Below are 24,206 nucleotides of genomic sequence, written 5' to 3'. Positions count from 1 at the left end.
GTACTGAGGACCCCCTCCTCCACTGAAAATGGGTAGCCCTATAAGCCCCATGCCCAGGTAAAGGACTTGGGCCAGGGCCCCGGCTCGCGACCCAAGAAGTGCTCCCGACAGAAATACGAAAAAGGTCTGCAAGGTTATGGGCACAAGGGGAAAGGGTATCCTGATGAAGGCTCCCACCGCGGTAAGGACCGCGAAAAGGGCTGAAAGGGTCATGGTCCTCACCGGAAAGCGCATGATCTACCCCCATTGTCAACCTAGATATTTCTTGGTTGACATGACATGGGGAAATTCTACCGTGGGAGGGGATAAATGACAAGGCAAGCCTTGCGGACTAAATTTGTAAATCTTTCCTTGTATCGAAAGCTCTGTCCCAAAGCCGTTCGAAGACCTCCAACTGTTCGGGGGGCGGCACCCTCAGCCGTACGCTTTCGGGACCAAGACCCGAAAAGCAGGTTCCTGGTTCGGTCCTAATACCCTGTTCCATCAGGATTTCGTAGAGGTCCAACGGACCTCGACCCCAAGACGCCAGCAAAATGGGTACTTCGGGGTGGGTCTTTGCGACGGAGATCTCCTCGGTCCCTTCCAGGATATCCATGACCCTGGTTTTGACATTCCTCACCGTCTCCCTTGAGCGAGAGACATAATCGGAATCAAGAACGGACGCTGTCGCCATCTCCATCGCCATGGAGCTTATCGAAAAGGGGGGCGCCACCTTTCGCATATACCCCCTGGCCTCTTCGTCGCGGATTACGCAGAACCCGGTGCGCAACCCGGCCAGGCCGCGACCCTTCGAGAAGGATCGGAGGACCACCACCGAGGGCGAGGTCAGGTTCAGGGCCGACTCCTCGGGTGGAAGAAAATCACCATAGGCTTCGTCGATGATCAAAAGCGAACCCCGCTTTCGGCATTCCTCCGCAAGAAGGGCCATCTTATCCAGGGGGGGGACCTGACCCGTGGGGTTATGGGGTCGGTCGATGTAAATCATGGATTCATCACCAGTTATGGCTTCAAGGATGGATGAAACACCGAGGTCGTAGTCCGGGGGCGTGAGCGGGACGTACCGGTAGGATGCCCCGGCAAACTGGAAATGCATGGGCCCGTCGGGAAACTGGGGGGCGATCCCCAGAACTGACGTCCCCGTTGTGCAAAAGGTCCCGGCCAGGGTAACGATGAGGCCGATGGAACCCGTGCCGGTGACTATCTCATCGGGAGAAAAGATGCCCTTCCAGGAGTTCGACAGGGCTTTCCGCAGGGGAAGGTCGTTGCCGGGGTAACCGCCCGGGTCGGGCAGCCTCCCCGACTCCATGATCTTCCTTGCCCATGGCGGGGACCCCAACGGGTTGGTTCCCAGGGCGCAATCCACCAGGACGGGCCTCTCTTCCCTGGATGAACCGTACTCGGTGAAAGTCCTGTCCCTCACGGGCACCGGCATCTTCTCTTTCCACTTCATTCTTCTCACTCCCTGTTCCAGGATACATGAGCATGATAACAGGAAAACTTGCCTCGAGCGGTAAAATAGTGAATCTCCTCCCCTCCTCTGTTGACCGTTTGTATTTTCCCCCTTTGCGATTTCGACTCCCAACTCACGATTCCTGATTCACGCCATACGGTTTTTCTGCAGTTATGATATACAAATGCTCAAAATCAAGATCTGGCCCCAACAGGTTGTCCTGTCGGAGGCGTGATGATACCATGTTGTTCGGTTAAAGATAGAGGTTCAAACGAAGACCCCGAACAACCTAGATTCTGAAGGGAGGATATGAGCGTGTCCAACTACCACGAACCGGTCGAGGAACTGTCCGCGGAGGACAGGGATATCAGCAGGGCTTTGAACAGCCTCAAGGAGGAGATCGAGGCCATCGACTGGTACCACCAACGGGCCGTCACCACCAAGGACAGTACCATCAGGGACATAGTCATTCACAACAGGGATGAGGAGATCGAGCACGCGGCGATGATGCTCGAGTGGCTCCGAAGAAAAATGCCGGTCTTCGACGACATGTTGAGGACCTTCCTTTTCACCGAGGCTCCCATCACGGAAGTGGAGGAGGCTGAGGTCGCCGGTGAGCAGGCTCCCAAAAAATCCTCGTCCGGCGGCAGCCTGGGTATAGGAAGCCTCAAAGGATAGGCTACGAAAGGGAAAGGAGGGAAAAAGCATGGACATCCTGAAGCGTTCCATATCCCCGATAAGCGATGCCGCCTGGCAGGAGATAGACGAACAGGCGATCAAGGTCCTGAAGAGCAGACTTTCCGGCAGGAAGTTCGTAGACGTGCTGGGGCCCTTCGGTTGGGATCACGCCGTGGTATCCACGGGTAGGCTCGATGTCTCTGCCGGCGAGGACAAGGAAGATGTCCGCTGGGGGGTCCATGTCGTCCAGCCCCTGGTGGAGACCCGCTCTTTCTTCGAGATGGATATTTGGGAACTCGATAACGTGGCCCGGGGCGTCAAAGACTTGGAACTGGACAACCTGATAAGCGCTGCCGAAAAGATCGCATCCTTCGAGGAAAACGCCCTTTACAATGGTTTTGAGCCCGGTTGTATCGTCGGGCTGGCCCAGGCGGGGGAGGAACACCAGATCTCCGTCACCACCGAAAACCCCAGGAGCATCATGGCCGGGGTCTCCGAGGGCCTCGTGTTCTTCCAGAAAAGCGCCGTCGAGGGTCCCTACATCCTCGTCGCGGGTCCCCAGCTTTGGAAGGCCATCGATGTCGCCGGTGAGGGCTACCCCCTCAGGAAGAGGATCACCTCCCTTTTCGACGGGGGGATCATCCTCGCGCCGGAACTGGAGGGCGGCTTCCTGGTCTCCTCCAGGGGTGGCGACTTCGAACTCACCCTGGGGCAGGATTTCTCCATAGGCTTTGAGTGCTCCACCGGAGACAAGGTCCAGTTCTTTATGGCCGAATCCTTCTCCTTCAGGGTATTAGAACCCAACGCCGTGGTGCCACTGGTCCTGTAAATCCCAAGGCAAATATACCGGGCGATGAACTGCTAACAAACAAGGTCGGTCGGGAAAAGCTTGAAACAGGGTCACAATAAAAGGGATGCCGGGGGCGCGAAGCCCCCGGCATCCCTTGGTTTTTTATCCTCCCCAGGCTGTGCGGGCCTGCTGTCCCGTGACCGGTAGATCTGGGCAATCTCTCCCATGCTCTCGTCTTGGTCTCTCAGGTCGGCCACGGAAACGAAGGTTGACCTGGCGCCGAAAAGGAGGTCGAGGAAGCGGTTGCCCTCAGGGAGCCCCCGGGAGTCCGTTGAGTACAAGGTGGTATTCCAGGCCGAGTTTGGCCGCCACTGCCGCAGTGGCTCTCGCCCGGTTGGACTGGGGACCCCCGCAGGTTATGTGCACATCGGCGGCTTGGGACAGGGCGTCGGCGGCGCAGTATTCCAGTTTCCGGATCTTGTTTCCTGAAAGGGCCATGCCGGTCAGGTCATCCCTCTTCAGCAGCACTCTCTCGCTTCCCAGCAGGGCTGAGAGCCTGCCGGCGGGCTGTATCGGTGTGGGAAGGACCGCCAGATCGAATTTTTCAGTAAATTTTTTTCAATATTAGTCTGATAGTTTAATTTTTTTCAAACCTTTTGCAGTATGCTGAATTTAAAAAGTGATAATCTCAGGAGGGGATGATATTCCATTAGAGATAAAAAGAGGCGACAGGGTCCAGATCAATCGGGTGATCCTCAGGGCCGGCTAAAGAGAGGACCAGAAGCATAAAACTAGGTTGGTATTATAGTATATCCTTTGTTTTTAAAAAATTGTGACAGGGGGGTCACGCCATGGAGCACACCGATACGAAGAAGATGGAGCCCAGGGAGGTCGTGAAGGGAGTCCACGGCAAATTCGTACACTCTCCCCACATGACCATGGCGTGGTGGGTGATCGAGCAGGGAGCAGCGCTGCCGGAACACTCTCACGAGCACGAGCAGGTGGTCAATGTCGTGAAGGGTACCTTGGAAATAACCTCCGAGGGGAAGAAGTGGACCCTCGGGCCTGGGTCGGTGCTGGTGATTCCTTCGGGGGTTCCGCACCTAGCCCAGGGGATCACCGAGTGCCACGTGATCGATGCTTTTTGGCCTGCCCGGGAGGATTATAAGTAAGATCCAAGCAACGCCGGTCACGTTCAAAAAAGGCGCCGACTTTGAAGTCGGCGCCTTTTTTCACGTTGCGCTCCACCCGTTTAGGGCCGCACCACATCGCCGTAGACGTTTATGGTCTCGCTCCCCGGCTGTAAGCCCAGGCGCTGCACGTTGATGCCGTTGGGCAGAATCTTTATGGCGTCCACCGGTTTTCCCTTGCTTCTCAGGTTGATCAGCAGGTTCTCCCCCAGGTGGAAGGGCACCACCACGGAGTTCTTCCCGAAGAATACCCTCCTCGATTCCCCGCCGCCGCCGAAGACCTGGCCATGAAACTCGGAGAGCTCTTTCCCCGACTCGTCATAGATCGCCAGGTACCGTATGTTTTTCCTGGTCAGGGCCAGGATGCCGTACTCGCCGTACCCTTCGAGGAATCCCTTGATCATCTCGAGGACCTCGAGTTCGGGGCCGCTATGGTCGATCGAGGGGGAGTCCGCCAGTTTTGAAAGGTCGTAACCCTGGGAGAGGAAGACCTCGGCGTACTCTCCGGCGGCGGCGCAGAGGAAGTTGAGCTTGGCCTGGAAGAGGGATTCCTCGAGGGTAGTGCTCGAGAGTTCGGCCCCGTAAAGACCGTGGGCCTTGTGCACCAGGAATTCCAACCTTTCCAACACCTGGGGGTCCATCCCCTCGCTGAAGGCGACCGATGAAAGCCGTTTTGAAAAATACTCCCCCACCGTGGCCGAGGTGGACGCCAGGTCTCCCTTTTGCAGGAGGTTCCTGCCCCGGACCGAGAACTGCCTCGCCTCCTCCCCGGGGAAAAGGGCCGAATAGGTCAGTATCATGGGGAGGATCAGGTCGGCTCCCCTGTCGCCCGTGGAGAAGGGACCGATACGAAGGGCCAAGGTCATGGCGCTGCCCAACGGCTCCACCGGGAGCCCACGGGAATCGCTGACGTTCATGCTTATTTTGAATGTATAGTCTCCGTAGTCCCACAGGATGATCCCCGGGAAGGCGTTCGGGGGGACAGGACCTCCCGGCATCGCCCCGGCGACGAGGAACCACCGTGAACAAGCATCCTTCGCGAGGGACCACGTCTCCGGCTCGAGGGAAACCGAATCCTGGGGAAGTCCGGCCCCCCTCACGTGATCGAGCAGCGCCGCCAGGTTCAATTTTGGCATGGATTCTTCGGGGTCGAAGGGTTTGAAATCCGCCTGGCTTATGACCAGCGTGGGCTTCATGAGGAAGGTGCGGAAAAACTCGGCCATGTCGAGATCGGGGTGAAATTTATCCTGGACGTATACCTTGACGGGGACGAAAAGCCCTGGCTGTTCCACCTCCAGTTGCTCCTGCTGGGCCGAATGGATCTCGATCGCCACTCCCACGGAAAAGGCGACGGTTTCCTCGAGCTCCAGTTCAGGTATCTGGAGAAGAATGGATTCTGTCGCCGGCTCGTCGAGATCCCTTGGGCCGTGCCAACGATAATAAAGGACGTGATCCTTGTCTGCCTCCACTTCCATGGCGAAGGCGCTCTTGCCCCCTGAGCCTTCCGGGTCGAGGGAGAGAGAACCGTTGCCGCTCATGACGGTGATCTTTATCCTGTACTTTTCGCCCCTGTCGTTTTGGGAACCTTTCCCGTCAAAACGGAAGCGGAGGGTGTTTCTGAACCCGGCAAAGGCGGGGAAGACCCTGTGATCCATCATTGCGTCCAGCCCCTTGGGCCTGCTCACTCTGAAGGCGATCGAATCCCTGGCTCCGCTCTCCTTGTCCTCGGCGGCGATGCGCACATCCCACCGGCTTGGCCCCAGCATCTTGAGCTCCGCCAGGGGGGGTGGCGTGTAGGTTATCGTGGCTTCTCCCAGGGGGTCTGTACGAAGGATAAGCCACTTTTCGTCCCCGCCTTCGGCGTTCCTGGTAGAGACGGTTCCTACCTCGGGTTTCCTTATGGCCACTTCGGCTTGGGGGATCCGCCGGTCTTTCTCCCATACCGCCAGTGTGAAGGTTGCTCCTTCCGGGTGATCGTCATCGACGAGCATATTCCCTACCTTGGCCGGTCGGAGAGTTACCCTCCTGGGAGGCCCTTCCTTCTCGCGCTCCTTCGGAGGAGGGGCTGGCTCCTTCGGCGGGTCCGGCTCCTTTGCCGTCCTTTTCGCGCAGCTGCCGAAGGATTCCTCTGCGGCCTCGAGGAAGGCCCCGGTGACAGCTTTAATCAATTCCGCCTCGACCGCCTCGGGGAAACGCAATCCTCCCACGGGGGCGAAGGAGACTTCGTAGCCGAAGCCGGAGAGCCGATCGAGATACAGGGAGAGGACGAATTCCCTGGTCTCCCCATATTGCTTCCGGGCTACCATGTATTCCGGTGCGTTGTTTTCGACCACCGCACCCCGGTCGTACTCCGTCGAGTGGGTGGGGGATGTTCCCCACTGGAGCATCAGGGCTGGACCGGAGGTTACCTTTTGTTCCTGGATGGTGACCTTCTCGCCGATATAAGGATGCTCTATCCGGGTGCTCGTTCCCACGTAGTCGGTGTTAGGGCTCTTCCGGACGGGGTTGCCATTGAAAACGACGTGATCCTCCGACCAGGGTTCGGAGTTCCAGGAATAGGTAAGCTTGGGGCAGGCCCTGTAGAAAGCGGCGCGGAACCTTCCGTTCATATCGTTTGCCACATCCTGGATTTTTTGGGAGAGCCTCTTTCCCTGTTTCAGGAGTGAAGCCTCGAAGGCGTCGTCGCCCACCCAGTTGGTGTCTATCCTCTCCGACATCAAGAGAAGCATGGGGATGTCGTTTTTCCTGGCATAGTCTTCCGTGACCTTCTCCACGAGAGAGTTGTACTGCTGGACGTCGCGTTTTTTCTGTTGGAGCACCTTGCCCTCGTAGTCGTTGTAGGGGACGAACTCCTTGTCGGAAAGCCCGAGCATGTATTCCTCGACGCGGACGATGCTCCTGATATCCTGCCACGACAGGGGAAAGAACTCGGCCAGGAAGCGGTTGAGTAAGCCCCTGGGGACATCCCGCACCGTCAGGTGGTCGTTGTTGAACCACTCCTCGAAGCCCCAGCCGTCATAAAGGCACCGGGCCCAGTAAGCGACGGGGTCCGCTTCCTGGGCCTTCATCTTCGCCAGGGCTTCTTTGTCGAACTGGCCCTTGAACTTGGGGCTTGCGAGGGCTCTCCTATTGAAAGCAACCTGGATTTCGTGGATGCGGCGGAATTCCTCCGGCCAAAGGGCGGGGTTCTCGCCGAAGGTTTTCAGGAATGCTTCGCTCACCTCTTCCAGCGAGGGCGACCCCCCGCTGAAGGCGAACTGATCCGGCACCAGGTCCCCCGGACGCAGCCATGAAAGGTCTTCCTGCGAGGCGGCGGGTTTGCTGAACGCAAAAAGCGACGCCGCCAGAAATACGGAAAGGAGGAGCGGAAGAAATCCCCTCGTGGAGCGCAATAGCATCAACTCCCTGGCGCCTGTTTTAAACTGCGGGAGAAGGGAAATCTGGAAAAAGGATCCCGCTGGAACACAAGCGACTTATGTATAATGATATCAGTAGTATTGGCCCGCGGGAATTCGTCGGTGCGATCCTGTCCAACCCGATACAAATTACCTGGGAGGAGATGAAGAGAGTATGATTTATTTTAGGTTTCTTGCTCTCCTGTTTGGGACGACGATGGTTTCCCTGGCGCCGGTAATCGCCTTGAGAGGCCAAAGATGGATCGATCTGTTCAACGAAGTCCTCATCCCCGAGAAGCAGCCCGTGTGGTTTTGGCCCGCCGGCGTCTTTGCCGCGATCCTCGTCCTGATAACCTGGTACGTGGAGATCACATCGTCGGTAACGTTGTCCTGGGTCTTGACCCTCTTCGTGACCCTTTCGCTTGTGAAAGCCTATTGCTTCATCTTCAAGTATGATCAGAGTCGAAAGGTGATCCTCTCGCTGATGGACAAGGGCCCGTCCTTTACAGTCGGGTTGGCTGGTGTCGTGTTCCTCGCCGGGTTCATCATCCTCTGCCTGGGTATATTTGCCTTCTGACCCCTCTTGTACCCGCCAGGGCGTGCAAAAAGCCGGCCCTCTCGGAGAGCCGGCTCCCCTTCGTGGCTGGTCCGTCTGGGGGTGAAGGTTCACCTCATTCCCGGTCGGGACAGCATTTGGAATCCATGACCTGCGACTCGACCCAACCCGCCTCCATGTTATCGATGAGGTCCCTTAGTACCTGGATGTCGTATTCGACCAGGGAGCACAGGTCGGAAGTGCAGGCCAGGTTCGTTATAATGACTCTCTTTTCTTCCATCGATAATCCTCCCGGCGGAAGGGCTCGTAGCTGAAATCTTCCACCAGTAAAATGATAACACCCAGAACAGGGGAGTATCAAGGCCTCGAAATGACAAGGGGAGTGAGGCTTTTTTCAGCGCGTTGTATAGAAAGTGTACATTATGTTATACTATTTTTCGTATGAATGAATCCTCCTCTTCAGGAGGCAATACGATGCGGCTCGGTATGATCCCCGATCATGACGTACTTTTCGAAGGTCTTTTCGAGAACTCCCCTGAAGGAGTGGTCATCCAGGGGCTCGATGGGGTTGTGCGCAAAGCCAACAGGGCCTTCTGCGAACTCTTCGGCTACGCCCTAGAGGAAGTAATCGGTCACGACCTCGACCGGCTGGTCGCCTTCGACGAGCACTTGAACATCGAAGCCGTGGAGCGCACCCAAAGCGCCATCCGGGGCGAGGAATTGATGTTCGAGACCGTCCGTCAGAAGAAGGACGGCACCAGGTTTCACGTCATGGCCTTCGGCGTTCCGATAGTGAAAGAGGGCCAGCGAGTGGCCGTCTACGCCATGTACCGTGACATCACGGACCGCAAGAAAGCGGAGGAGGCACTACGAAGGAGCGAAGAGCAATACCGGGCCATCGTTCAACAGCAGCAGGAGGTCATCGTCCGATACTCCCCGGACTGGAAGGTCGTCTTCGCCAACGACGCCTACTGCCGGTACTACCAGACGACCTGCGACGAAATTATCGGCACCCCCATGACCCCCCACATCCCCAGTGAACATAGAGAGGAAACCCTGGAAGGACTGAAGAAACTGACCCCGGAATCCCCCACCCAAATCTCCGAGGAAGAGACGATCCTCCCCTCGGGTGAGACCCGCTGGCAGCAATGGGTCGATACGGCCCTTTTCGATAGCAAGGGGAACATTGTCGAGTACCAGTCCGTGGGGCGTGACATCTCCGATAGGAAACGGATAGAGGAATCCCTCAAGATAAGCAACGACAGGCTCGAAAGGGTGCTCGACGAGACGGTGAGGGTCCTCGCGGGAACCATGAGAATTCGGGATGTCTACACCGCCGACCACCAGGAGGGCGTCGCCCAGCTGGCCTGGGCGATAGGCGAGGAAATGAGACTTCCCGAGGACGTTTTGAAAGGCCTTTGGATGGCGGCACTGATCCACGACATCGGCAAGCTCCATATCCCGGGGGAGATCCTCAACAAGCCCACGACGCTGACGGCCCTCGAGTACGAGATAGTCAAACGGCATCCCGAAGTCGGAAGTGAAACGCTGAGGGGCATCTCCTTCCCCTGGCCCATTGCCCATATCGTCTCCCAGCACCATGAGCGCATGGACGGATCGGGGTACCCAAGGGGGCTGAAGGGCAGACAAATACTCCCGGAGGTCAGGATCCTCTCCGTGGCCGATGTAATAGAGGCCATGTGCTCCCACAGGCCCTTCCGTCCGGCCTATCCCCTGGAGGCGGCCCTTGACGCGATACGTTCCGGCGCCGGGACTCTTTTCGACGCCAAGGTCGTCGAGGCCTGCCTGCGGGTCTTTGAAAAGGGCTTCCGCTTCGAAAGGTAGGGACAGCCCCGCCAATACTGCCTAGGAGGCGCGCGTCACCAACTTTCCTTCCTGTTCGTCCACCACGATCTGCGAACCCTCACCCAGCCCCTTCGAGATGATCAGCCGGGCGATAGGGGTTTCGATCTCCCTGGATATGTAACGTTTAAGCGGCCTGGCACCGTACACCGGGTCGTAGCCCTCGCGGGCGACATGGTTCCTGGCGGCGGAAGTGATCTCGAGGGTTATTCCCTGGTCCCTCAGCCGTTTCTGGAGACCCGCGGCCAGCAGGTCCACGATCTGTTCTATTTCCCCTACGGTGAGGGGTTTGAAGAGGACGATATCGTCCACCCGGTTGAGAAATTCGGGCCTGAAGGAAGCCCTTACCTGGCGCATGACGCTTTCCTGGACCGAGTCGGGTATACCCCCGGAGGGGGTTATACCCTCCATGAGGTCCGAAGCTCCGATATTGCTGGTCATGATGATTATCGTGTTCGTGAAGTTCACCGTGCGGCCGCGGTTGTCGGTGAGCCTGCCGTCGTCGAGGATCTGCAGCAGGATATTGAAGACGTCGTGATGAGCCTTCTCGATCTCGTCGAAGAGTATCACCGAATAGGGTTTTCGCCGGACGGCCTCCGTGAGTTGTCCCCCCTCTTCGTACCCCACGTAGCCGGGGGGCGCTCCGACGAGGCGCGAGACGGAGTGCTTCTCCATGTACTCTGACATGTCTACCCTGATCATATTCTCCTCGGAGTCGAAAAGAGCCTCCGCCAGGGTGCGGGCCAGTTCGGTCTTCCCCACACCGGTGGGGCCGAGGAATATGAAGGAGCCCACGGGCTTCTTCGGATCCTTTATCCCGGAACGGGCCCTGAGGACGGCGTCGGCCACAAGCTGGACCGCCTCGTCCTGCCCAATGACCCGCTTGTGGAGGATTTCATCGAGGCGCAGCAGTTTTTCCCTCTCGCCCTCGAGAAGCCTCGCCACGGGTATGCTCGTCCAGCGCGACACTATCCGGGAGATCTCCTCGGCGGTGACCTCCTCTCGGAGCAGTTTTTCGCCGCCCTGTCGGGAGACGAGCATCTCCTCCTCGGCGGCGAGCCTCCTTTCGAGGTCGGGCAGTTTGCCATGCTTGAGTTCGGCTGCCCTGTTGAGGTCGTAATCCCGTTCGGCCCTTTCTATATCCCTTTTCACGTTTTCTATCTGTTCCCTCAAGCCCTGGAGCTTCCCAATGGCCTGCTTTTCCGACTCGTAACGAGCCCTCATAGCGTCGGCGGCGGAACGGACGCCCTGGAGTTCCTTCCTCAGCACCTCCAGCCTCTGTTCGCTGGCCTTGTCGGTCTCCTTTGAAAGGGCCGCCTCCTCGATCTCCATCTGCATCACCCTGCGGGCGGCGGCGTCCAGGTCGGCCGGGAGGGAGTCTATCTCGGTGCGTATAAGGGCCGAGGCTTCGTCGACGAGGTCGATGGCCTTGTCGGGGAGGAATCGGTCGGAGATGTACCTGTTCGAGAGGACAGCGGCGGCCACCAGGGCATTGTCCTGTATCCTGACGCCGTGGTGGACCTCGAAACGTTCCTTGAGCCCCCTGAGAATGGATATGGTGTCCTCCACGGTGGGTTCTTCCACTAGGACGGGCTGGAAGCGGCGTTCGAGGGCGGCGTCTTTCTCGATGTGCTTGCGGTACTCGTCGACGGTGGTGGCCCCTATGCAGTGAAGTTCGCCCCTGGCGAGCATGGGCTTGAGCATGTTGCCGGCGTCGATGGCTCCCTCGGCCTTGCCGGCGCCGACAATGGTGTGCAGTTCATCTATGAAAAGCAGGATGCGGCCGTCGCTCTCCTTGATCTCGTTCAGCACCGCCTTGAGCCGTTCCTCGAACTCGCCCCTGTACTTGGCCCCGGCAAGGAGGGCTCCCATATCGAGGGCGAAGACGGAACGATCCTTGAGCCCTTCCGGGACGTCGCCCCGGACAATGCGCTGGGCCAACCCCTCCACGATGGCCGTCTTGCCGACGCCGGGTTCGCCGATGAGAACGGGGTTGTTTTTCGTCTTGCGGCTCAGTATCCTGATGACCCTGCGGATCTCCTCGTCGCGGCCGATGACGGGGTCGAGCCTGCCCGACCTCGCCAGGACCACCAGGTCGCTGCCGTACCTCTCCAGGGCCTCGTAGGTCCCCTCCGGATCGGCGCTCTGGACCCTTTGGCTGCCCCTTACATCCTGCAGGATGGCGAGGAAAGCCTGGGACGTAACGCCGGCCTTGGCGAGGACCCTCCCCGCGGCGGTGGTATTGCCTTCCTCCAGGAGCCTCATGAACAGGTGCTCCACCGAGACGTACTCGTCCCTCATCCTGGCGGCGTCCTCCTCGGCGGAGACGAGCAGTTTCGAAAGCCCCATGGAAAGGTGGATCTTTCCCGGCTCGACGCCGGGTCCGGTCACCCTGCTCCTGCGGGAGAGTTCCCTTTCCGTCTCTTCCGATATTTCTTCGGGGTGGACGCCCATCCTGGCGAGAAGCCGGGGGATGAGCCCGTCCTCCTGGCGCAGGAGGGCCAGCAGCAGGTGTTCACCGTCGACCTCGGTGTGTCCCATGGTCACGGCTATGTTCTGAGCGCTCGAGAGCACCTCCTGGGATTTGAGGGTAAGTTTATTCAGATCCATGGGCAACCTCCTCCTGAGGGGTCAGACCTACACTTTTGACAAAGACCTACTGAGGGGTCAGACCTACACTTTTGACAAATATCTATCGCTTTCTGATTTTAGTCTCGGGTTTGAACGCCGACTCCTTTTTCAGCGCCTCGAAGAGCTCCCGTTCCCTGTCCGTGAGTTTCCTGGGCACGGCGATCTTCACGGTGACCAGTATGTTCCCGGCGCAGTCCCCCCTGCCGGGCAGCCCCTTGCCCCTGATCCTGAGCACCTGGCCGCTCTGGGTCCCCGCGGGGATCTTCATCGTCACCGAGCCACCCAGGACGGGAACCTGGACGCTCCCTCCGAGGGCGGCGTCCCAGGGGGTGATGTCCACGGTCGTGCGGAGGTCCTGGCCTTCGATCTCGAAGCAGGGATCCTTAACGACTTCTACCTCGAGGTAGAGATCACCGGCAGGGCCGCCGCCGCTTCCCTTTTCACCCTGGCCGGCAAGGCGGATCCTCGAACCCTGGGTCACCCCCCTGGGGATAGTGACCTCGAGGGACTTGCGACTCCTGCGGGCGCGCCCGTCGGCGCCCCGGGCGAGGACCTCGAACTCGACGCGCTTCTTCCCCCCGGAGGCTATCTCATCGAGGGTCAGTTCAATTTTCGACTCCAGGTTCCGGCCGCGACGGCGAAGGGAACGCCCATGGAAGGGTTGCCCTTCCATGGTGGTGAACCCCCCCAGGTTGCCGAAGAGGGCCTCGAAGAAGTCGCTGAAGGGACTGCCGCCGCCCCCGCCGCCGAACTGGAAGGCCCCTTCCCATCCGGGGGGAGGAGAGAAGTCCTGCCCATCCTTCCAATTAGCCCCGAGGGTGTCGTACTTCTTTCTTTTTTCGGCGTCGCGGAGAACCTCGTAGGCTTCGTTGATCTCCTTGAAGCGGTTTTCAGCGTCGGCCTCCTTGTTGACGTCTGGGTGGTATTTCCTCGCGAGTTTCCTGTAAGCCTTCTGTATATCCTTCTGCGACGCGTTCCTCGGCACTCCGAGGATCTCGTAGTAATCCCTGAACTTCATCGAAACTCCTCCACCCTGACCGGGGCGCCTGTCCTGTCGCGGCGATGCCTACGGCACGCCCCCTTTTTTAATTGCATCAACCTTCATTGAATTCGGCGTCTATTACATCCTCTTCCTTGCCTGGTCCACCCCCGGCGGCTGGCCCTTCGGGTCCCTCAGCCTGGGAAGGACCTTCATGCTGGGAGAGCGCTGCCGCCGCCTGCTTCAGGTCCTGCGTCAGCGACTGAAGCCTGGGGGTCTCCTCCTCCTTGGAGATGGCTTCCTTGGCCTCCCTGACCAGTTCCTCGCCCCTGGCCTTTTCATGGGCCGGGGCCCTGTCGCCGAGATCCGCTATCATCCTTTCTACCTGGTAGGACGCGGCCTCGAGCTCATTCCTGGCGTCGACCCAGGCGCGCCTCTTTTTGTCCTCTTCGGCGTGGAGCCGGGCTTCGTCGACCATCCGATTGATCTCGCTCTCGGCCAGGTTCGTGGAATTGCTTATGGCGATCTTCTGTTCCTTGCCGGTCTCCTTGTCGCGGGCGGACACGTTGAGGATGCCGTTGGCGTCAATGTCGAAGGTTACCTCGATCTGCGGTATCCCCCTGGGGACGGGTCGAATCCCCTCGAGTTTGAAGTTGCCCAGTTTCCTGTTGTCCCGGGCCATCTCGCGCTCGCCCTGGAGCACCACCACGTCCACCGCAGGCTGATTGTCCTCGGCGGTGGAGAACACCTCGGACCGGCGGGCCGGTATGGTGGTGTTCCTCTCGATGATCTTCGTCATGACGCCGCCCAGGGTCTCGATGCCGAGGGAAAGGGGTGTGACATCCAGCAGAAGGACATCCTTGACCTCGCCCTTGATGATCCCCGCCTGGACGGCGGCCCCCACGGCCACCACCTCGTCGGGGTTCACAGTCATGTTCAGGTTCTTGCCGCCGGTAAAACGTTTGACCAGTTCCTGGACAGCAGGAATCCTGGTGGAGCCACCCACCATTATAATCTCGTCGATATCCTTGGCCTCGAGCTTGGCGTCCTTCAGTGCCTGCTTCATGGGCTCCAGGCTCCTCTCGACGAGGTGCCTCGTCAATTCATCGAACTTAGCCCTGGTGAGGTTGGTCGACAGGTGCTTCGGCCCGTTGGCGTCGGCGGTGATGAAGGGCAGGCTTATATCGGTGCTGGTACGGCTCGACAGTTCGCACTTAGCCTTCTCGGCCGCTTCGTAGAGCCTCTGCAGGGCCTGCCTGTCATTCCTAAGGTCGATGCCCTCCTGCTTCTTGAACTCGTCGGCGAGCCAGTCGACGACGCGCTTGTCGAAATCGTCACCGCCGAGGTGGGTGTCGCCCGAGGTGGAGCGCACCTCGCAGAGGCCTTCTCCCACATCCAGGATGGAGACGTCGAAGGTACCCCCGCCCATGTCGAAGACCATCACGGTCTCGTTATCCTTCTTATCCATGCCGTAGGCCAGGGCCGCCGCCGTCGGCTCGTTCACGACCCGCAGCACGTTAAGCCCCGCTATCTTCCCGGCGTTCTTGGTAGCCTGTCGCTGGGCATCGTTGAAGTAGGCCGGGACGGTTATGACCGCGTCGGTCACCTTTTCGCCGAGCCAGGAAGAGGCGTCCTGTGCCAATTTTCTCAGGATCTGGGCGCTGATCTCCTCCGGGGCGTACTCCTTGCCCTCCACCTCCACGCGGACCGAGTTGTTCTCCCCCTTGACGACGGTGTAAGGAACGATCTTCATCTCCTCGCCGACCTCGTCGTAATTCCTTCCCGTGAAACGCTTGATGGAAGAAACGGTCCCCTTGGGGTTAAGCACGGCCTGCCTCCTGGCGAGGATACCCACCAATCGTTCGCCGTCCTTTGTAAAACCCACCACCGAAGGCGTGGTCCTGCTCCCCTCCGCATTGGGTATTACCGTGGGTTGTCCCCCCTCGAGGACGGCCACGGCGGAGTTTGTTGTGCCAAGATCTATCCCGACGGTTCGAGACATGAACATTCCCCCTTTTGGCTCTTTCGCGGCAAGAACCGCAAAAAGCCTGACTAATGTTGACCTTTACCCTGACAATTATATAGGTCAATATTCATCAGGCAACATTTTAAGGAGCCATATATCCTTATTAGGGATATATAATTCCTATTTTTACTTATTTATCTCTTTTTTCGTTCATTTTCAAGGAATTGTTCTTCAAGAAAAAAGCGGGGCCAAAGGCCCCGCGGAAGGGAGGAGATGGTCCTGCTATTTCTTCAACGATTCGATGTATCGTTCAAAGCGCCAAAGGGAGATCTCGTTCCTGATATCCTGCGCCTTCGAGAAAAGAAGTTTGGCTTTGTTGACGTCGGGCTCATCCTGGGTGAGAGCAAGCCTCATCTCGAGACGGGTCCGCTGCAGTTCATTCATCTTGTCGAGGATTTCCTTGGGGTAGTCGACCTTCCGGACATTCCTGTCCCTGGAGTAACCGCCCCTGTGCATCATCCTGGGACCACAGAAACCGTCAAAGCCCATCCCCGCGCCGAAAGACCCGTAAGGCCCTCCGTAGGCATAAGCCGCTGAACCGATGGCTAACACGGCCGCAAGGGCCAGAAGAACAGCTCTCTTTTTCATAACTTTCACCTCCGGGTGTTTTCACGAATCCCTGTTGCCATCATTATATTTTGTTGCTCCGCCGGAGGTTATGGGTAAAACGGCCTATCATCCCCTGGGCAGTTTTACCTGATCCATCGCGAAATTTGGTCGGCGACGCCGTCGGCCGGAAGTTCCTCCCGGGCTCCGTCGGGCTTCCACACTTCGACGATGCCTTCCGAGGCTTCCCTGCCAACTACCACGGTCACGGGAAGGCCGACCAGTTCTGCATCGGAAAATTTCACTCCCGCCCTCTCGTCGCGGTCGTCCAGGAGAACCCCGAAGCCTCTCTCCTCCAGCCTCTCGGCCAGGACGTTGCCCAGGCCTACGGCATCATCGTTCCTCATGGACGCTATCAGGATGTTTACGTCGAAAGGGGCGAACCGGGGCGGAATCTTTTCATCCACCACCAGGGAGAGAACCAGGGGAGTGACACAAAGAGTTCCCTCCCAGCGATGGGCCCTTGAAAGAGCTCCCCCTTCGCGCTGGAAGGTCAGGAGCGAGGGCTCGGGGTGCGTCATGGCCACGGCAATGCTCCTCAGTTGGGATGCCACGATGGGCGAACCGCAAAGGGGACAGGGGAAGCCTTCCTGGATGCTGACCAGGTCCGCCACGGCGGAAACCCCGTAGTCCCGTCCCCAGCAAGCGTTGAGCAGGTGAAACCCCGGCTTGTTGGCCCCCGCGACCAGGCAGGGACTGCCCTCGACATGGCCGTCGGCGAGGAGCCGGATGCCCGGCGGGAGCCCGACGGGACCAAGGTAGCCGGCCAGGTCGCCCACGGCTTCCCTTATCTCCAGCGGATCGGCGAAGCGGACCACGACGCCGCCGAGGGCGTGGGAAAGCTTCCGGTCGTTGACCTGGTGGTCCCCCCTGGCGAGAACCGCCAGCACCTCCTTGCCGGTTTCCTGCCCTGCGGCGTAGAACAGGGTCTTCAGGGTCCGATCGGGCGATACACCCAGTTGCCTGCAGAGTTCGGCGATGGTATCAGCGCCCGGGGTTTCGACTTCCCGGAGGGGTGCTTCACCGCCGGAAGGTCTGGCCGTGGGGTTCGCCGGCGCGTCGTCATCGCCGCACCAGTCGCAGGAAGGGCAGATGAACCCTTCCTTGGAGTGCCACGAACCCCTGTCGGCCGCCAGCGCCACGTAGCGCCTCGTCTCCTCGATGGTCCACCCGTTGCGGGGAGCCAGGCCCGCCTCGCGCGAGATCTGCCGGGCGATATCGAGAAACCCGTCGCGGCCGAGGGCCGCCTCGTCCGGGTCGGCCGCGAAGCCGCAGGCGTCGATCCTCCTGGGGTCGACGTCGGCGAAGGATAGGGGAAGTTGCCGGTAGCTCTTGACGGCCTTCCGGGAGATCGAAAGGGAATCCTCCGACATTTCCTTGAAGTCGACCATCTGGATGCCCTTCTCCCGGGCCAGGTCGCGGAAAGAGCAGGCCACCTTTTCCCAGAGCCTTAAACCCAGGGGGAGCAGGTTCAGTTCACCGGCCTCGGGGTCGGCGGACACGAATCCGGCCCTGCTCAACCAGGCCACCGATCGGTCGGTCAACCCCTTCTGGGCCTCCCTGGCGGTAGGGATGAAAGTCCTGGAAAAAAGCATGGGGGAGCCCTCCTCGCGGTTTCGCATTTTTTCGTGATCTACATGACTAATAAGTATAGTCCATGGAAGGGGAAGGAGTGGAATTTTTCATGTTTTCCAGTTCCTTGGGTTATAATCGGATTCACTTGAACTGAAGCGGTTCCCGCTGTGCGCTCTCCCTAGGACAAGCGCAAGGGGAGTGTCTTATATGGAAGGGGATGATCGCCTTGGCGGCACACAGCCTTGAACCCGAAATCCAGAAAGGTTCCCACCCGGAGGAGAGTTTCCGAACGGGCTTCATGCACGAGGTGCTCGAAGTGCTCTCGGCATTGCAGCAAGACGACAGGATCGACGAATTCTTCCTGATGCCCGACTTCGGCTTCGACCTGGGTGTTTTCCTTGGCAAGGAGGGGCGGACCAGGTCGATCTTCTTCAACCTCAAGATGTACATGGGGGCGAAACCACGGGTAATCGAAATAGGCGACCAGAGCGGCTCGGGTTCGGAGGTGGAACTGCTGCAGCTCAACACCGCTCGGAGTGCCCTGGCCGCTGGGTCCTTCCGGTGGATCCTGGTGGATATCACCAAATCCAGGGGGAACCGAAGGTACAGCATCTTCACCACCGACCAAGCCAAGGAGGGCCTCATGGGAGGCCTCAACAAGAAAAAACAGAATAGCATAAAATTGGCCTCGGTGATGACCTTCCCGATGACCTGGGACGAACTGTCAGGCAAACTCGCCGACTTCCTGGCCGATTGACGCGATGGACCCCCTGGGGCTGTTGGACCGCCTCCTGGGCAGGAAAAAGTTGCCCTTCACCACCGGGGATATGGCCGAGAGGGCCCCGCGGTTGGATGAATACTTCGAAGGGTTGAAAGGAAAGAGGATCCTGGTCTTCAACCCCCCCTTCTGGGGTTTCCACGATATCTTCGTGGACAGGAAGGGGGGCGTTTTGTTGGTGGCCTTGAAAGCCGAGGGCGACTCCTTCGCCTTCATCGGGGACGAGCGGGGAGCTTCCCTGATGCTGAAGTATGGCCCGGGACCAACCCTTAACGCCGAGGAAAGGCTCGCCCCGGGCATCCTGGAATGGGTCCTCTACGACGATTTCATTGTCTACCGGGGCCCCTTCTTCCCCATCAGCCGCAGCCCCTATCACCTGGGCAAGGTCGCGGCGCTGATGAGCTTCGAGGGCGAGGCCGGAAGAGAGAACGTCCCGGGGGAGATCTCCCGTCTGCGGGAATGGTACGCGAAGCGGAACCGATGATGGTTTCTGAAGCGGCCATGCCCGTGACCCTTTAAAGACGATCAGGAACCCCTGATGACCCTCCTGGCTCCCCTCTGGAGGAGCCACTTCTCGGCCCGTTCCGAGTTATCTCCCTGGATGACCACCGACCCGTCCTCAACCCTGGCCCCGCAGCCCAGGGCCTTGCGGAGGTCCTTTGCGAGCGGTTCCAGTGCGGCGGGTGAAAGCCCTCCACCGGGGGCGGAAAGGAGCGTCACGGTTTTGCCCCCTCTTCCCTTCCGCTGGACCCTGAGGATGATCTTGTCCACGCGGGAAAGATCGGGGGCTTCGGCTTCAGCGGGAGGGGCCGCCCTGGGCGCCTCCCGCGGCTTTGCCATGGATCCGCCGTCGGATCCAAGAAGTCCGTGCTCCCTCAGGAGGTCTCCCAGGAGGGTGTTCGGAACCCTTTCGGCCGTTCCGTCGACGGGAATCTTCCTGGACTTTTTCCCGGCCATGGATCACCCCTCCCGCCCAGGTGCTCGCTCACCTGGAAATATAGTTCGTGGCGTAGACCACCTTCCTGCTGCCCGCGTAACCCACGGCGAGGTCGATGCCCTCGCCCCTGAAGCGGAGAGAACGATCCACCCAGAGCAGGAACCCCTCGCCCTCGACGGGCCTGAAGTCTTCCGTGTTTTCCGGGGCGCCGCCACGCACCGTGGCGACCACCACTCTCGCTCAGCCTCCGGAAAGGGTCTCGGGGGCCAGGGTCAGAACGCTTCCCATCCCGACCATTTCGGCCTGGGCCTCCGGGGTTGCCCGGAGTTCACCCTCCGCCAGTGAAGCCGCCGCCTTGCCGACCGCGAGGGCCGTAGCCAGGAGCACTGCCATGATCAGAAGTCTTTTCGTCATTCCTCCAACTCTCCTCTCTCAAAGAAGGGTGTCATCAGGCGAATCCCCGGGACCGCCTGATATGCTCGTAGGCCTCCTGGACCTCCTGGAACCTCCTGGCGGCCAGGTCGACGAACTCCTTGTCCAGGTCGAGGCCGATGAACTTGTCGGGGTGGTACTTCGCGACCAATTTCCTGTAGGCTTTCCTGATCTTCTCATCGCTGTCGCCCGATACGCAGCCCAGGACCTCGTAGGGATCCCTGGCGGGCCTCCTTCCGGCGGGAGGGGGGGAGTAGGAGCGATACCCCCTGCCGCTGTGGCGGCTTGTCTGGGCCATCCACCGGTGGAATAGGTCCGAGAAGGCCCGGTAAACCAGCAGCACAAACACAAGGGGCAGGACCATCCGTAAGAGGCGGACGATAATAAGCATCAGGCGCCGCCCCGGGTGGAGGGACGCTTCCCGTCGGCCAGGGTGAGCTCCTCCAGCAGTTTGCGGGTGTGCTCGATATCTTCCCGGGTCTCTCGCAGCCACCGATTCCTCAGGTCCTGGTCCATCGCCTCGGCCTTGGGGTCCGACCCCAGGAAGGCCAGTTTTTTCTCCTGGATGGCCAACCAGTCACGGAGCTTTCTCTCTCGCTCAAGTCTCTCGCGGTTGAGATGAACCTCGCTGTCCTCATCCACGAACGCCCTGGACATGGAGTCCACCTCCCCTTGAGATGGTGATTACAATGCCCATGGTACGGTCAGTCAATTATACCGGCTCCGACAGCAGTTCAGCGACCTCGCGGCTGAAGGCCGACGGGTCGTCCAGGCTTCCACCCTCGGAGAGGGACGCGAGGCCGAAGAGGATCTTGGCGTACCTCGCTATCCTGGGATCGGAAGGGTCGCCATCATGGATGCTTTTTAATTTCTTGACCAAGGGGTGGGAGGGGTTTATCTCCAGGTTCCTTCTTACCCTGGGAACTTCCTGTCCGGCCGCCCTCAGGAAAGCTTCCATCTGGGGCGTCGGGTCAAAGGCATCTCCCACCAGGCATGACGGCGAAGCCTTGAGACGCGAGGAGACCTTCACTTCCTTCACTTCCCCCGAGAGGGCTTTACCCAGATCCCCCAGGAGGGTTTCCAGGTCTTCCCGCGAAGCTTCCTCGCCCTTTTCTTCCGGTCCGCCCGCTGAGGGGAGTCCGACGGTCCCTCTCGAAAGGGAGGTGATCTTTCTGCCCTTGTATTCATCGACGGCCGGGGACCATATTTCGTCCACGGGGTCGCTGAGGATGATCACCTCGTATCCCTTTTCCGCGAAAGCCTCGAGGTGAGGGGCGCTTTTGCCCACCGTCAGGCTCGGTGCCGTCACGTAGTAGATCTCCTCTTGGCCTTCGGGCATCCTGGCCAAGTACTCCTCGAGGGTCACGGGGCCGTCGGGGGCGGTGGTGTCGAAGAGGGAAACCTCGAGGATCCTGGAACGGTTCCTTTCGTCGGAAAATATCCCTTCCTTGAGGACCTTCCCGAAGTTCTTCCAGAAGGAGAGATAAGCGTCCCTGTCCTCCTTGAGCATTCCGGAGAGGCCCTCGAGGACCTTCCTCGCCACGCTCCTTTTTATGGTCTCCACCTGGCGGCTCTGTTGAAGCATCTCCCTGGAGATATTGAGGGGGAGGTCCTCGGAATCGACGAGGCCCCTGAGGAAGCGGAGGTATTCGGGAACCAATTCCCGGCAGTCGTCCATAATGAAGACGCGGCGGATGTAGAGCTGGATGCCCCTGAAGAGGTCCCTTATGAAGATATCCAGCGGGGCCCGGGAGGGAATGTAGAGCAATGCCCTGAACTCCATCCCGCCTTCGGCCTTGAAGAAGACCCTCCTCATTGGCTTGTTCCAGTCGTGGGTGAGATGCCTGTAAAATTCGTCGTACTCCTCCTCGGCTACCTCTTTCTCCGGCCTGGTCCAGAGGGCCTTCATGGAGTTGAGGGTCTCCAGGGAGCCGTCTTTGGCCTTCATCCTTATCGGCCAGGCCACGAAGTCGCTGTACCGCCTGATAATTTCCCTTATCACGGAGGGGTCGGAATAATCCCTGGCGGTTTCGTCCTCCTCGTCTTTTTTCAGGAAGAGCGTTACGGAAGTCCCCTGGACATCGCGGGAGGCTTCCTCGAGGGTGTAGCTGCCATCGCCGGGCGACTCCCACTTCCAGGCCGCGGCCTCACCCGCCCGGCGCGTCACCAGGGAGACCCTGTCGGCCACCATAAAGGAAGAGTAGAAGCCTATGCCAAACTGGCCTATAAGTTCCTCCGGGAAGGAGCCCGCCCCTTTATCCCTGAGGATGGACAGGTACTCCTTCGTGCCCGACCGGGCGATGGTCCCTATGAAATCCACCAATTCGGCCCGGCTCATGCCGATGCCGTTGTCGGAGATGGTCAGCGTCCGGATCTCGGGGTCGGTCTCGATGAGAATATGCAGATCCTCTGCGAGGGGGGCGAGGTTTTCATCGGTGAGGGCCTCGAAGCGTAGCTTATCCAGCGCGTCCGAAGCATTGGACACGAGTTCCCTGAGGAAGATATCACGGTTTGAGTAGACGGAGTGGATCATCAGGTCCAGGAGTTGCTTGGCCTCGGCCTGGAACTGGAAGGATTCTTTCTCGGACATCACGGGGCCTCCTTGGAAATGGGTTTCATTTTATCGCCGACGCTCCCCTGGAGCGCCCATTGAAAAAAGGGCGGCGGGGTCAACCGCCGCCCCAATGCCTCGATCTCCGGAAGGAGCGATCAGGCTGAAGAGATCGAACTTATTCCTGCTTTAGTTCCAGGACGCGACCCTGGACCGCCTTACTCTTGGGGAGCCTGAGAGAAATAACCCCGTTTTTGAAATTGGCCTGGGCTTTGTCGGGGTCAACCTCGGTAGGAAGGGTCACACAGAGGTTCATGGTCCTGCTGCCCCTTCTCATGTACCAGGTCTTGCCGTCTTCCTCTTCGGCTTTCTCCTCGGCCTTGGAGCTGATATCCACCCTGTCGGAGTACGTCTTGATCTCTATCTGGGACGGGTCGAAACCGGGCGCGTCGATATTCACGACGACCTCATCGTTCTCCTCGTACATGTCGACGGGGACGTACCTCCGCGTCATAGGCCTGATGGCGTCCGAGAAACCCCTGAAAAGATCGTCCATTTCGTCGAATATGCCCATTCCCCTGCCGAACGGAATCAATTGCCTCATGAAAAACCCCCTCCTTTTGCTTGTCTTAAAGGAAGGATACCAGACTTCGTCAGTAAAGGTCAAATATATTAGTCAGTATAGGTTAGTGATTCTCCCCTTGGGGGGGTAAATATCACGATTTTTTACCTGGTTTCCTTTTTTTTTGCAATTTTTCAAGGGTCCTTCTTCTCCTCGATCTTTACCAAACTGTCCTCCTCGAGGGACTCCTCGACCGCTGCCAGGGAGTGGAGGTGCGTCGTGTCGAAGACGGCCACGGGCGTGTCGGATTGCTTTATTAACAGCGGAATCTCGGTGCAGCCCAGGATGACCCCACCGGCGCCCCGGTGGGCCAAGTCTTCTATGATCCGGAGAAAGCGTGCCTTCGAAGCCTCTTTCAACTCTCCCAGGGAGAGCTCCTCGTCGATCACCCTGTTTACGAAGTTCCTGTCATCCTTTTCGGGAACCAGGATCTCCAGGCCATGCCTATCGGCCAGGCGGTCCTTGTAAAAATCGTGCTCCATCGTGAAGATCGTGCCCAAAAGGCCCACCCTTCCGATACCCTTTTCCTTGACGGCCTTGGCAGTCACATCGGCCAAGTGGATGAGGGGGATCGACGCCGTCCCCGAGACGGCCTCGGCCACCTTGTGGATCGTGTTGGAGCAGATCAGGAGAAAGTCCGCACCAAGGCTTTCCAGCCCCAGGCCGGCCTCAGCCACCTTGGCCCCGATCTCCTCCCAGTGCCCTGCCAGCATAAGGGTGTCGATGTCCTGGAAGTCGAAGCTGTGCATCAGGATGCGGGCGGAATGCACGCCGCCCAGCCTCTGGGCGATCTCCTCGTTGATGATGCGGTAGTACTCGATGGTGGATTCCCAGGTCAGGCCGCCGATCAGCCCAATGGTTTTCATGGAGTAGCCTCCTTGTAGGTGATTAACGATTTGCGGTTCTTCAATATTCCCCTCGCGGCCACGATGCCGCTGGCCGAAGCCTGGATGACCCCCCTGGTCACGCCGGCGCCGTCCCCGGAAGCGAAGAGGCCCGGTACGCTGGTCATCAGGTCGCGGTCGAGGGCGAGCTTCAGGCTGTAAAACTTCACTTCCACCCCGTAGAGGAGGGTGTGCTTCCCGTTGATCCCCGGCATGATCACGTCCAGGGCCTGGATCATCTCCAGTATCCCCTTGAGGTGCCT

Annotated in this window: 27 protein-coding genes; 7 read left to right on the top strand and 20 right to left on the bottom strand. The window is 59.2% G+C overall.

Features of this window, described 5'->3' with window-relative positions; translation table 11 throughout:
* Both GX108_05550 and GX108_05545 read right to left on the bottom strand, forming a co-directional pair.
* On the bottom strand, positions 1-234 hold a 234-nt coding region (locus tag GX108_05550; protein NLO56502.1), incomplete at its 3' end, for a biotin transporter BioY.
* Between the two features lie 97 nt (positions 235-331).
* Entirely contained in the window at positions 332-1,450 is a 1,119-nt protein-coding gene (locus tag GX108_05545) for a histidinol-phosphate aminotransferase family protein (protein ID NLO56501.1), read from the bottom strand.
* Positions 1,451-1,765: 315 nt separating this feature from the next.
* Between GX108_05545 and GX108_05540 the strand changes: the two genes are divergently transcribed.
* Positions 1,766-2,128 (top strand): ferritin, encoded by a 363-nt coding sequence (locus tag GX108_05540; protein ID NLO56500.1) that lies wholly within the window; start codon positions 1,766-1,768, stop codon positions 2,126-2,128.
* A gap of 28 nt (positions 2,129-2,156) precedes the next feature.
* The gene (locus tag GX108_05535) at positions 2,157-2,957 is read left to right on the top strand and encodes a bacteriocin family protein (protein NLO56499.1); all 801 of its coding nucleotides are present in this window, start codon (positions 2,157-2,159) and stop codon (positions 2,955-2,957) included.
* 71 nt (positions 2,958-3,028) lie between these two features.
* On the opposite strand, the gene GX108_05530 is transcribed toward GX108_05535, so the two are convergent.
* Both GX108_05530 and GX108_05525 read right to left on the bottom strand, forming a co-directional pair.
* Complete coding sequence (locus GX108_05530; GenBank protein NLO56498.1) at positions 3,029-3,259, bottom strand: hypothetical protein; 231 nt, start codon at positions 3,257-3,259, stop codon at positions 3,029-3,031.
* Complete coding sequence (locus tag GX108_05525; protein ID NLO56497.1) at positions 3,228-3,512, bottom strand: pyridoxal-phosphate dependent enzyme; 285 nt, start codon at positions 3,510-3,512, stop codon at positions 3,228-3,230. The genes GX108_05530 and GX108_05525 overlap by 32 nt, the downstream gene beginning before the upstream one ends.
* A 257-nt stretch (positions 3,513-3,769) precedes the next feature.
* Here GX108_05525 and GX108_05520 point away from each other — a divergent pair, with 257 nt between their 5' ends.
* A complete protein-coding gene (locus GX108_05520) occupies positions 3,770-4,090 on the top strand; it encodes a cupin domain-containing protein (protein ID NLO56496.1) in 321 nt (106 codons plus the stop codon).
* Between the two features lie 80 nt (positions 4,091-4,170).
* Here the strand turns inward: GX108_05520 and GX108_05515 are convergent, their stop codons facing one another.
* A complete protein-coding gene (locus GX108_05515) occupies positions 4,171-7,500 on the bottom strand; it encodes a hypothetical protein (protein ID NLO56495.1) in 3,330 nt (1,109 codons plus the stop codon).
* Between the two features lie 178 nt (positions 7,501-7,678).
* On the opposite strand from GX108_05515, the gene GX108_05510 reads away from it, so the two are divergent.
* Positions 7,679-8,080 (top strand): hypothetical protein, encoded by a 402-nt coding sequence (locus GX108_05510; GenBank protein ID NLO56494.1) that lies wholly within the window; start codon positions 7,679-7,681, stop codon positions 8,078-8,080.
* 94 nt (positions 8,081-8,174) lie between these two features.
* Here GX108_05510 and GX108_05505 read toward each other — a convergent pair whose 3' ends face one another.
* Positions 8,175-8,339 carry a hypothetical protein gene (locus GX108_05505; GenBank protein ID NLO56493.1) on the bottom strand — a complete coding sequence of 55 codons (165 nt, stop codon included), beginning with the start codon at positions 8,337-8,339 and terminating at the stop codon, positions 8,175-8,177.
* Positions 8,340-8,533: 194 nt separating this feature from the next.
* Here GX108_05505 and GX108_05500 point away from each other — a divergent pair, with 194 nt between their 5' ends.
* Complete coding sequence (locus GX108_05500) at positions 8,534-9,904, top strand: PAS domain S-box protein (GenBank protein NLO56492.1); 1,371 nt, start codon at positions 8,534-8,536, stop codon at positions 9,902-9,904.
* Positions 9,905-9,925: 21 nt separating this feature from the next.
* On the opposite strand, the gene clpB is transcribed toward GX108_05500, so the two are convergent.
* The 5 genes from clpB to GX108_05475 form a co-directional block, all read right to left on the bottom strand.
* On the bottom strand, positions 9,926-12,532 hold the full coding sequence (clpB, locus tag GX108_05495; protein ID NLO56491.1) for an ATP-dependent chaperone ClpB: 2,607 nt from the start codon (positions 12,530-12,532) through the stop codon (positions 9,926-9,928).
* Between the two features lie 82 nt (positions 12,533-12,614).
* On the bottom strand, positions 12,615-13,571 hold the full coding sequence (locus GX108_05490) for a DnaJ domain-containing protein (GenBank protein NLO56490.1): 957 nt from the start codon (positions 13,569-13,571) through the stop codon (positions 12,615-12,617).
* A 76-nt stretch (positions 13,572-13,647) separates the two neighbouring features.
* Positions 13,648-15,534 (bottom strand): molecular chaperone DnaK, encoded by a 1,887-nt coding sequence (gene dnaK / locus GX108_05485; GenBank protein NLO56489.1) that lies wholly within the window; start codon positions 15,532-15,534, stop codon positions 13,648-13,650.
* A 246-nt stretch (positions 15,535-15,780) separates the two neighbouring features.
* Entirely contained in the window at positions 15,781-16,146 is a 366-nt protein-coding gene (locus GX108_05480; protein NLO56488.1) for a hypothetical protein, read from the bottom strand.
* A 104-nt stretch (positions 16,147-16,250) separates the two neighbouring features.
* A complete protein-coding gene (locus GX108_05475; protein NLO56487.1) occupies positions 16,251-17,759 on the bottom strand; it encodes a hypothetical protein in 1,509 nt (502 codons plus the stop codon).
* 206 nt (positions 17,760-17,965) lie between these two features.
* Between GX108_05475 and GX108_05470 the strand changes: the two genes are divergently transcribed.
* A complete protein-coding gene (locus GX108_05470; protein NLO56486.1) occupies positions 17,966-18,496 on the top strand; it encodes a hypothetical protein in 531 nt (176 codons plus the stop codon).
* A 4-nt stretch (positions 18,497-18,500) separates the two neighbouring features.
* Positions 18,501-19,001 (top strand): hypothetical protein, encoded by a 501-nt coding sequence (locus GX108_05465; protein NLO56485.1) that lies wholly within the window; start codon positions 18,501-18,503, stop codon positions 18,999-19,001.
* A gap of 41 nt (positions 19,002-19,042) precedes the next feature.
* On the opposite strand, the gene GX108_05460 is transcribed toward GX108_05465, so the two are convergent.
* From GX108_05460 to GX108_05420, 9 genes are all read right to left on the bottom strand, one after another.
* A complete protein-coding gene (locus GX108_05460) occupies positions 19,043-19,357 on the bottom strand; it encodes a translation initiation factor (GenBank protein ID NLO56484.1) in 315 nt (104 codons plus the stop codon).
* A 145-nt stretch (positions 19,358-19,502) separates the two neighbouring features.
* On the bottom strand, positions 19,503-19,688 hold the full coding sequence (locus GX108_05455; GenBank protein ID NLO56483.1) for a hypothetical protein: 186 nt from the start codon (positions 19,686-19,688) through the stop codon (positions 19,503-19,505).
* Positions 19,689-19,694: 6 nt separating this feature from the next.
* Positions 19,695-19,868 carry a hypothetical protein gene (locus tag GX108_05450; protein NLO56482.1) on the bottom strand — a complete coding sequence of 58 codons (174 nt, stop codon included), beginning with the start codon at positions 19,866-19,868 and terminating at the stop codon, positions 19,695-19,697.
* Between the two features lie 34 nt (positions 19,869-19,902).
* On the bottom strand, positions 19,903-20,184 hold the full coding sequence (locus tag GX108_05445) for a DnaJ domain-containing protein (GenBank protein ID NLO56481.1): 282 nt from the start codon (positions 20,182-20,184) through the stop codon (positions 19,903-19,905).
* Positions 20,185-20,276: 92 nt separating this feature from the next.
* Positions 20,277-20,543: a hypothetical protein gene (locus GX108_05440; GenBank protein ID NLO56480.1), complete on the bottom strand. Its 267-nt coding sequence runs from the start codon at positions 20,541-20,543 to the stop codon at positions 20,277-20,279.
* Between the two features lie 55 nt (positions 20,544-20,598).
* Entirely contained in the window at positions 20,599-22,479 is a 1,881-nt protein-coding gene (htpG, locus tag GX108_05435; protein NLO56479.1) for a molecular chaperone HtpG, read from the bottom strand.
* Between the two features lie 136 nt (positions 22,480-22,615).
* The gene (locus tag GX108_05430) at positions 22,616-23,041 is read right to left on the bottom strand and encodes an Hsp20/alpha crystallin family protein (GenBank protein NLO56478.1); all 426 of its coding nucleotides are present in this window, start codon (positions 23,039-23,041) and stop codon (positions 22,616-22,618) included.
* A gap of 152 nt (positions 23,042-23,193) precedes the next feature.
* Complete coding sequence (locus GX108_05425; protein ID NLO56477.1) at positions 23,194-23,925, bottom strand: aspartate/glutamate racemase family protein; 732 nt, start codon at positions 23,923-23,925, stop codon at positions 23,194-23,196.
* The coding region (locus tag GX108_05420; protein NLO56476.1) for a hypothetical protein at positions 23,922-24,206 on the bottom strand (285 nt) is incomplete at its 5' end. The genes GX108_05420 and GX108_05425, both read right to left, overlap by 4 nt.

Origin of the sequence: Thermovirga sp., from assembly GCA_012523215.1 — a bacterium.
GTDB lineage: Bacteria > Synergistota > Synergistia > Synergistales > Thermovirgaceae > 58-81.
The sequence above is the reverse complement of the archived record's forward strand: the minus strand, read 5'-3'. Positions and strand labels throughout refer to the sequence as shown.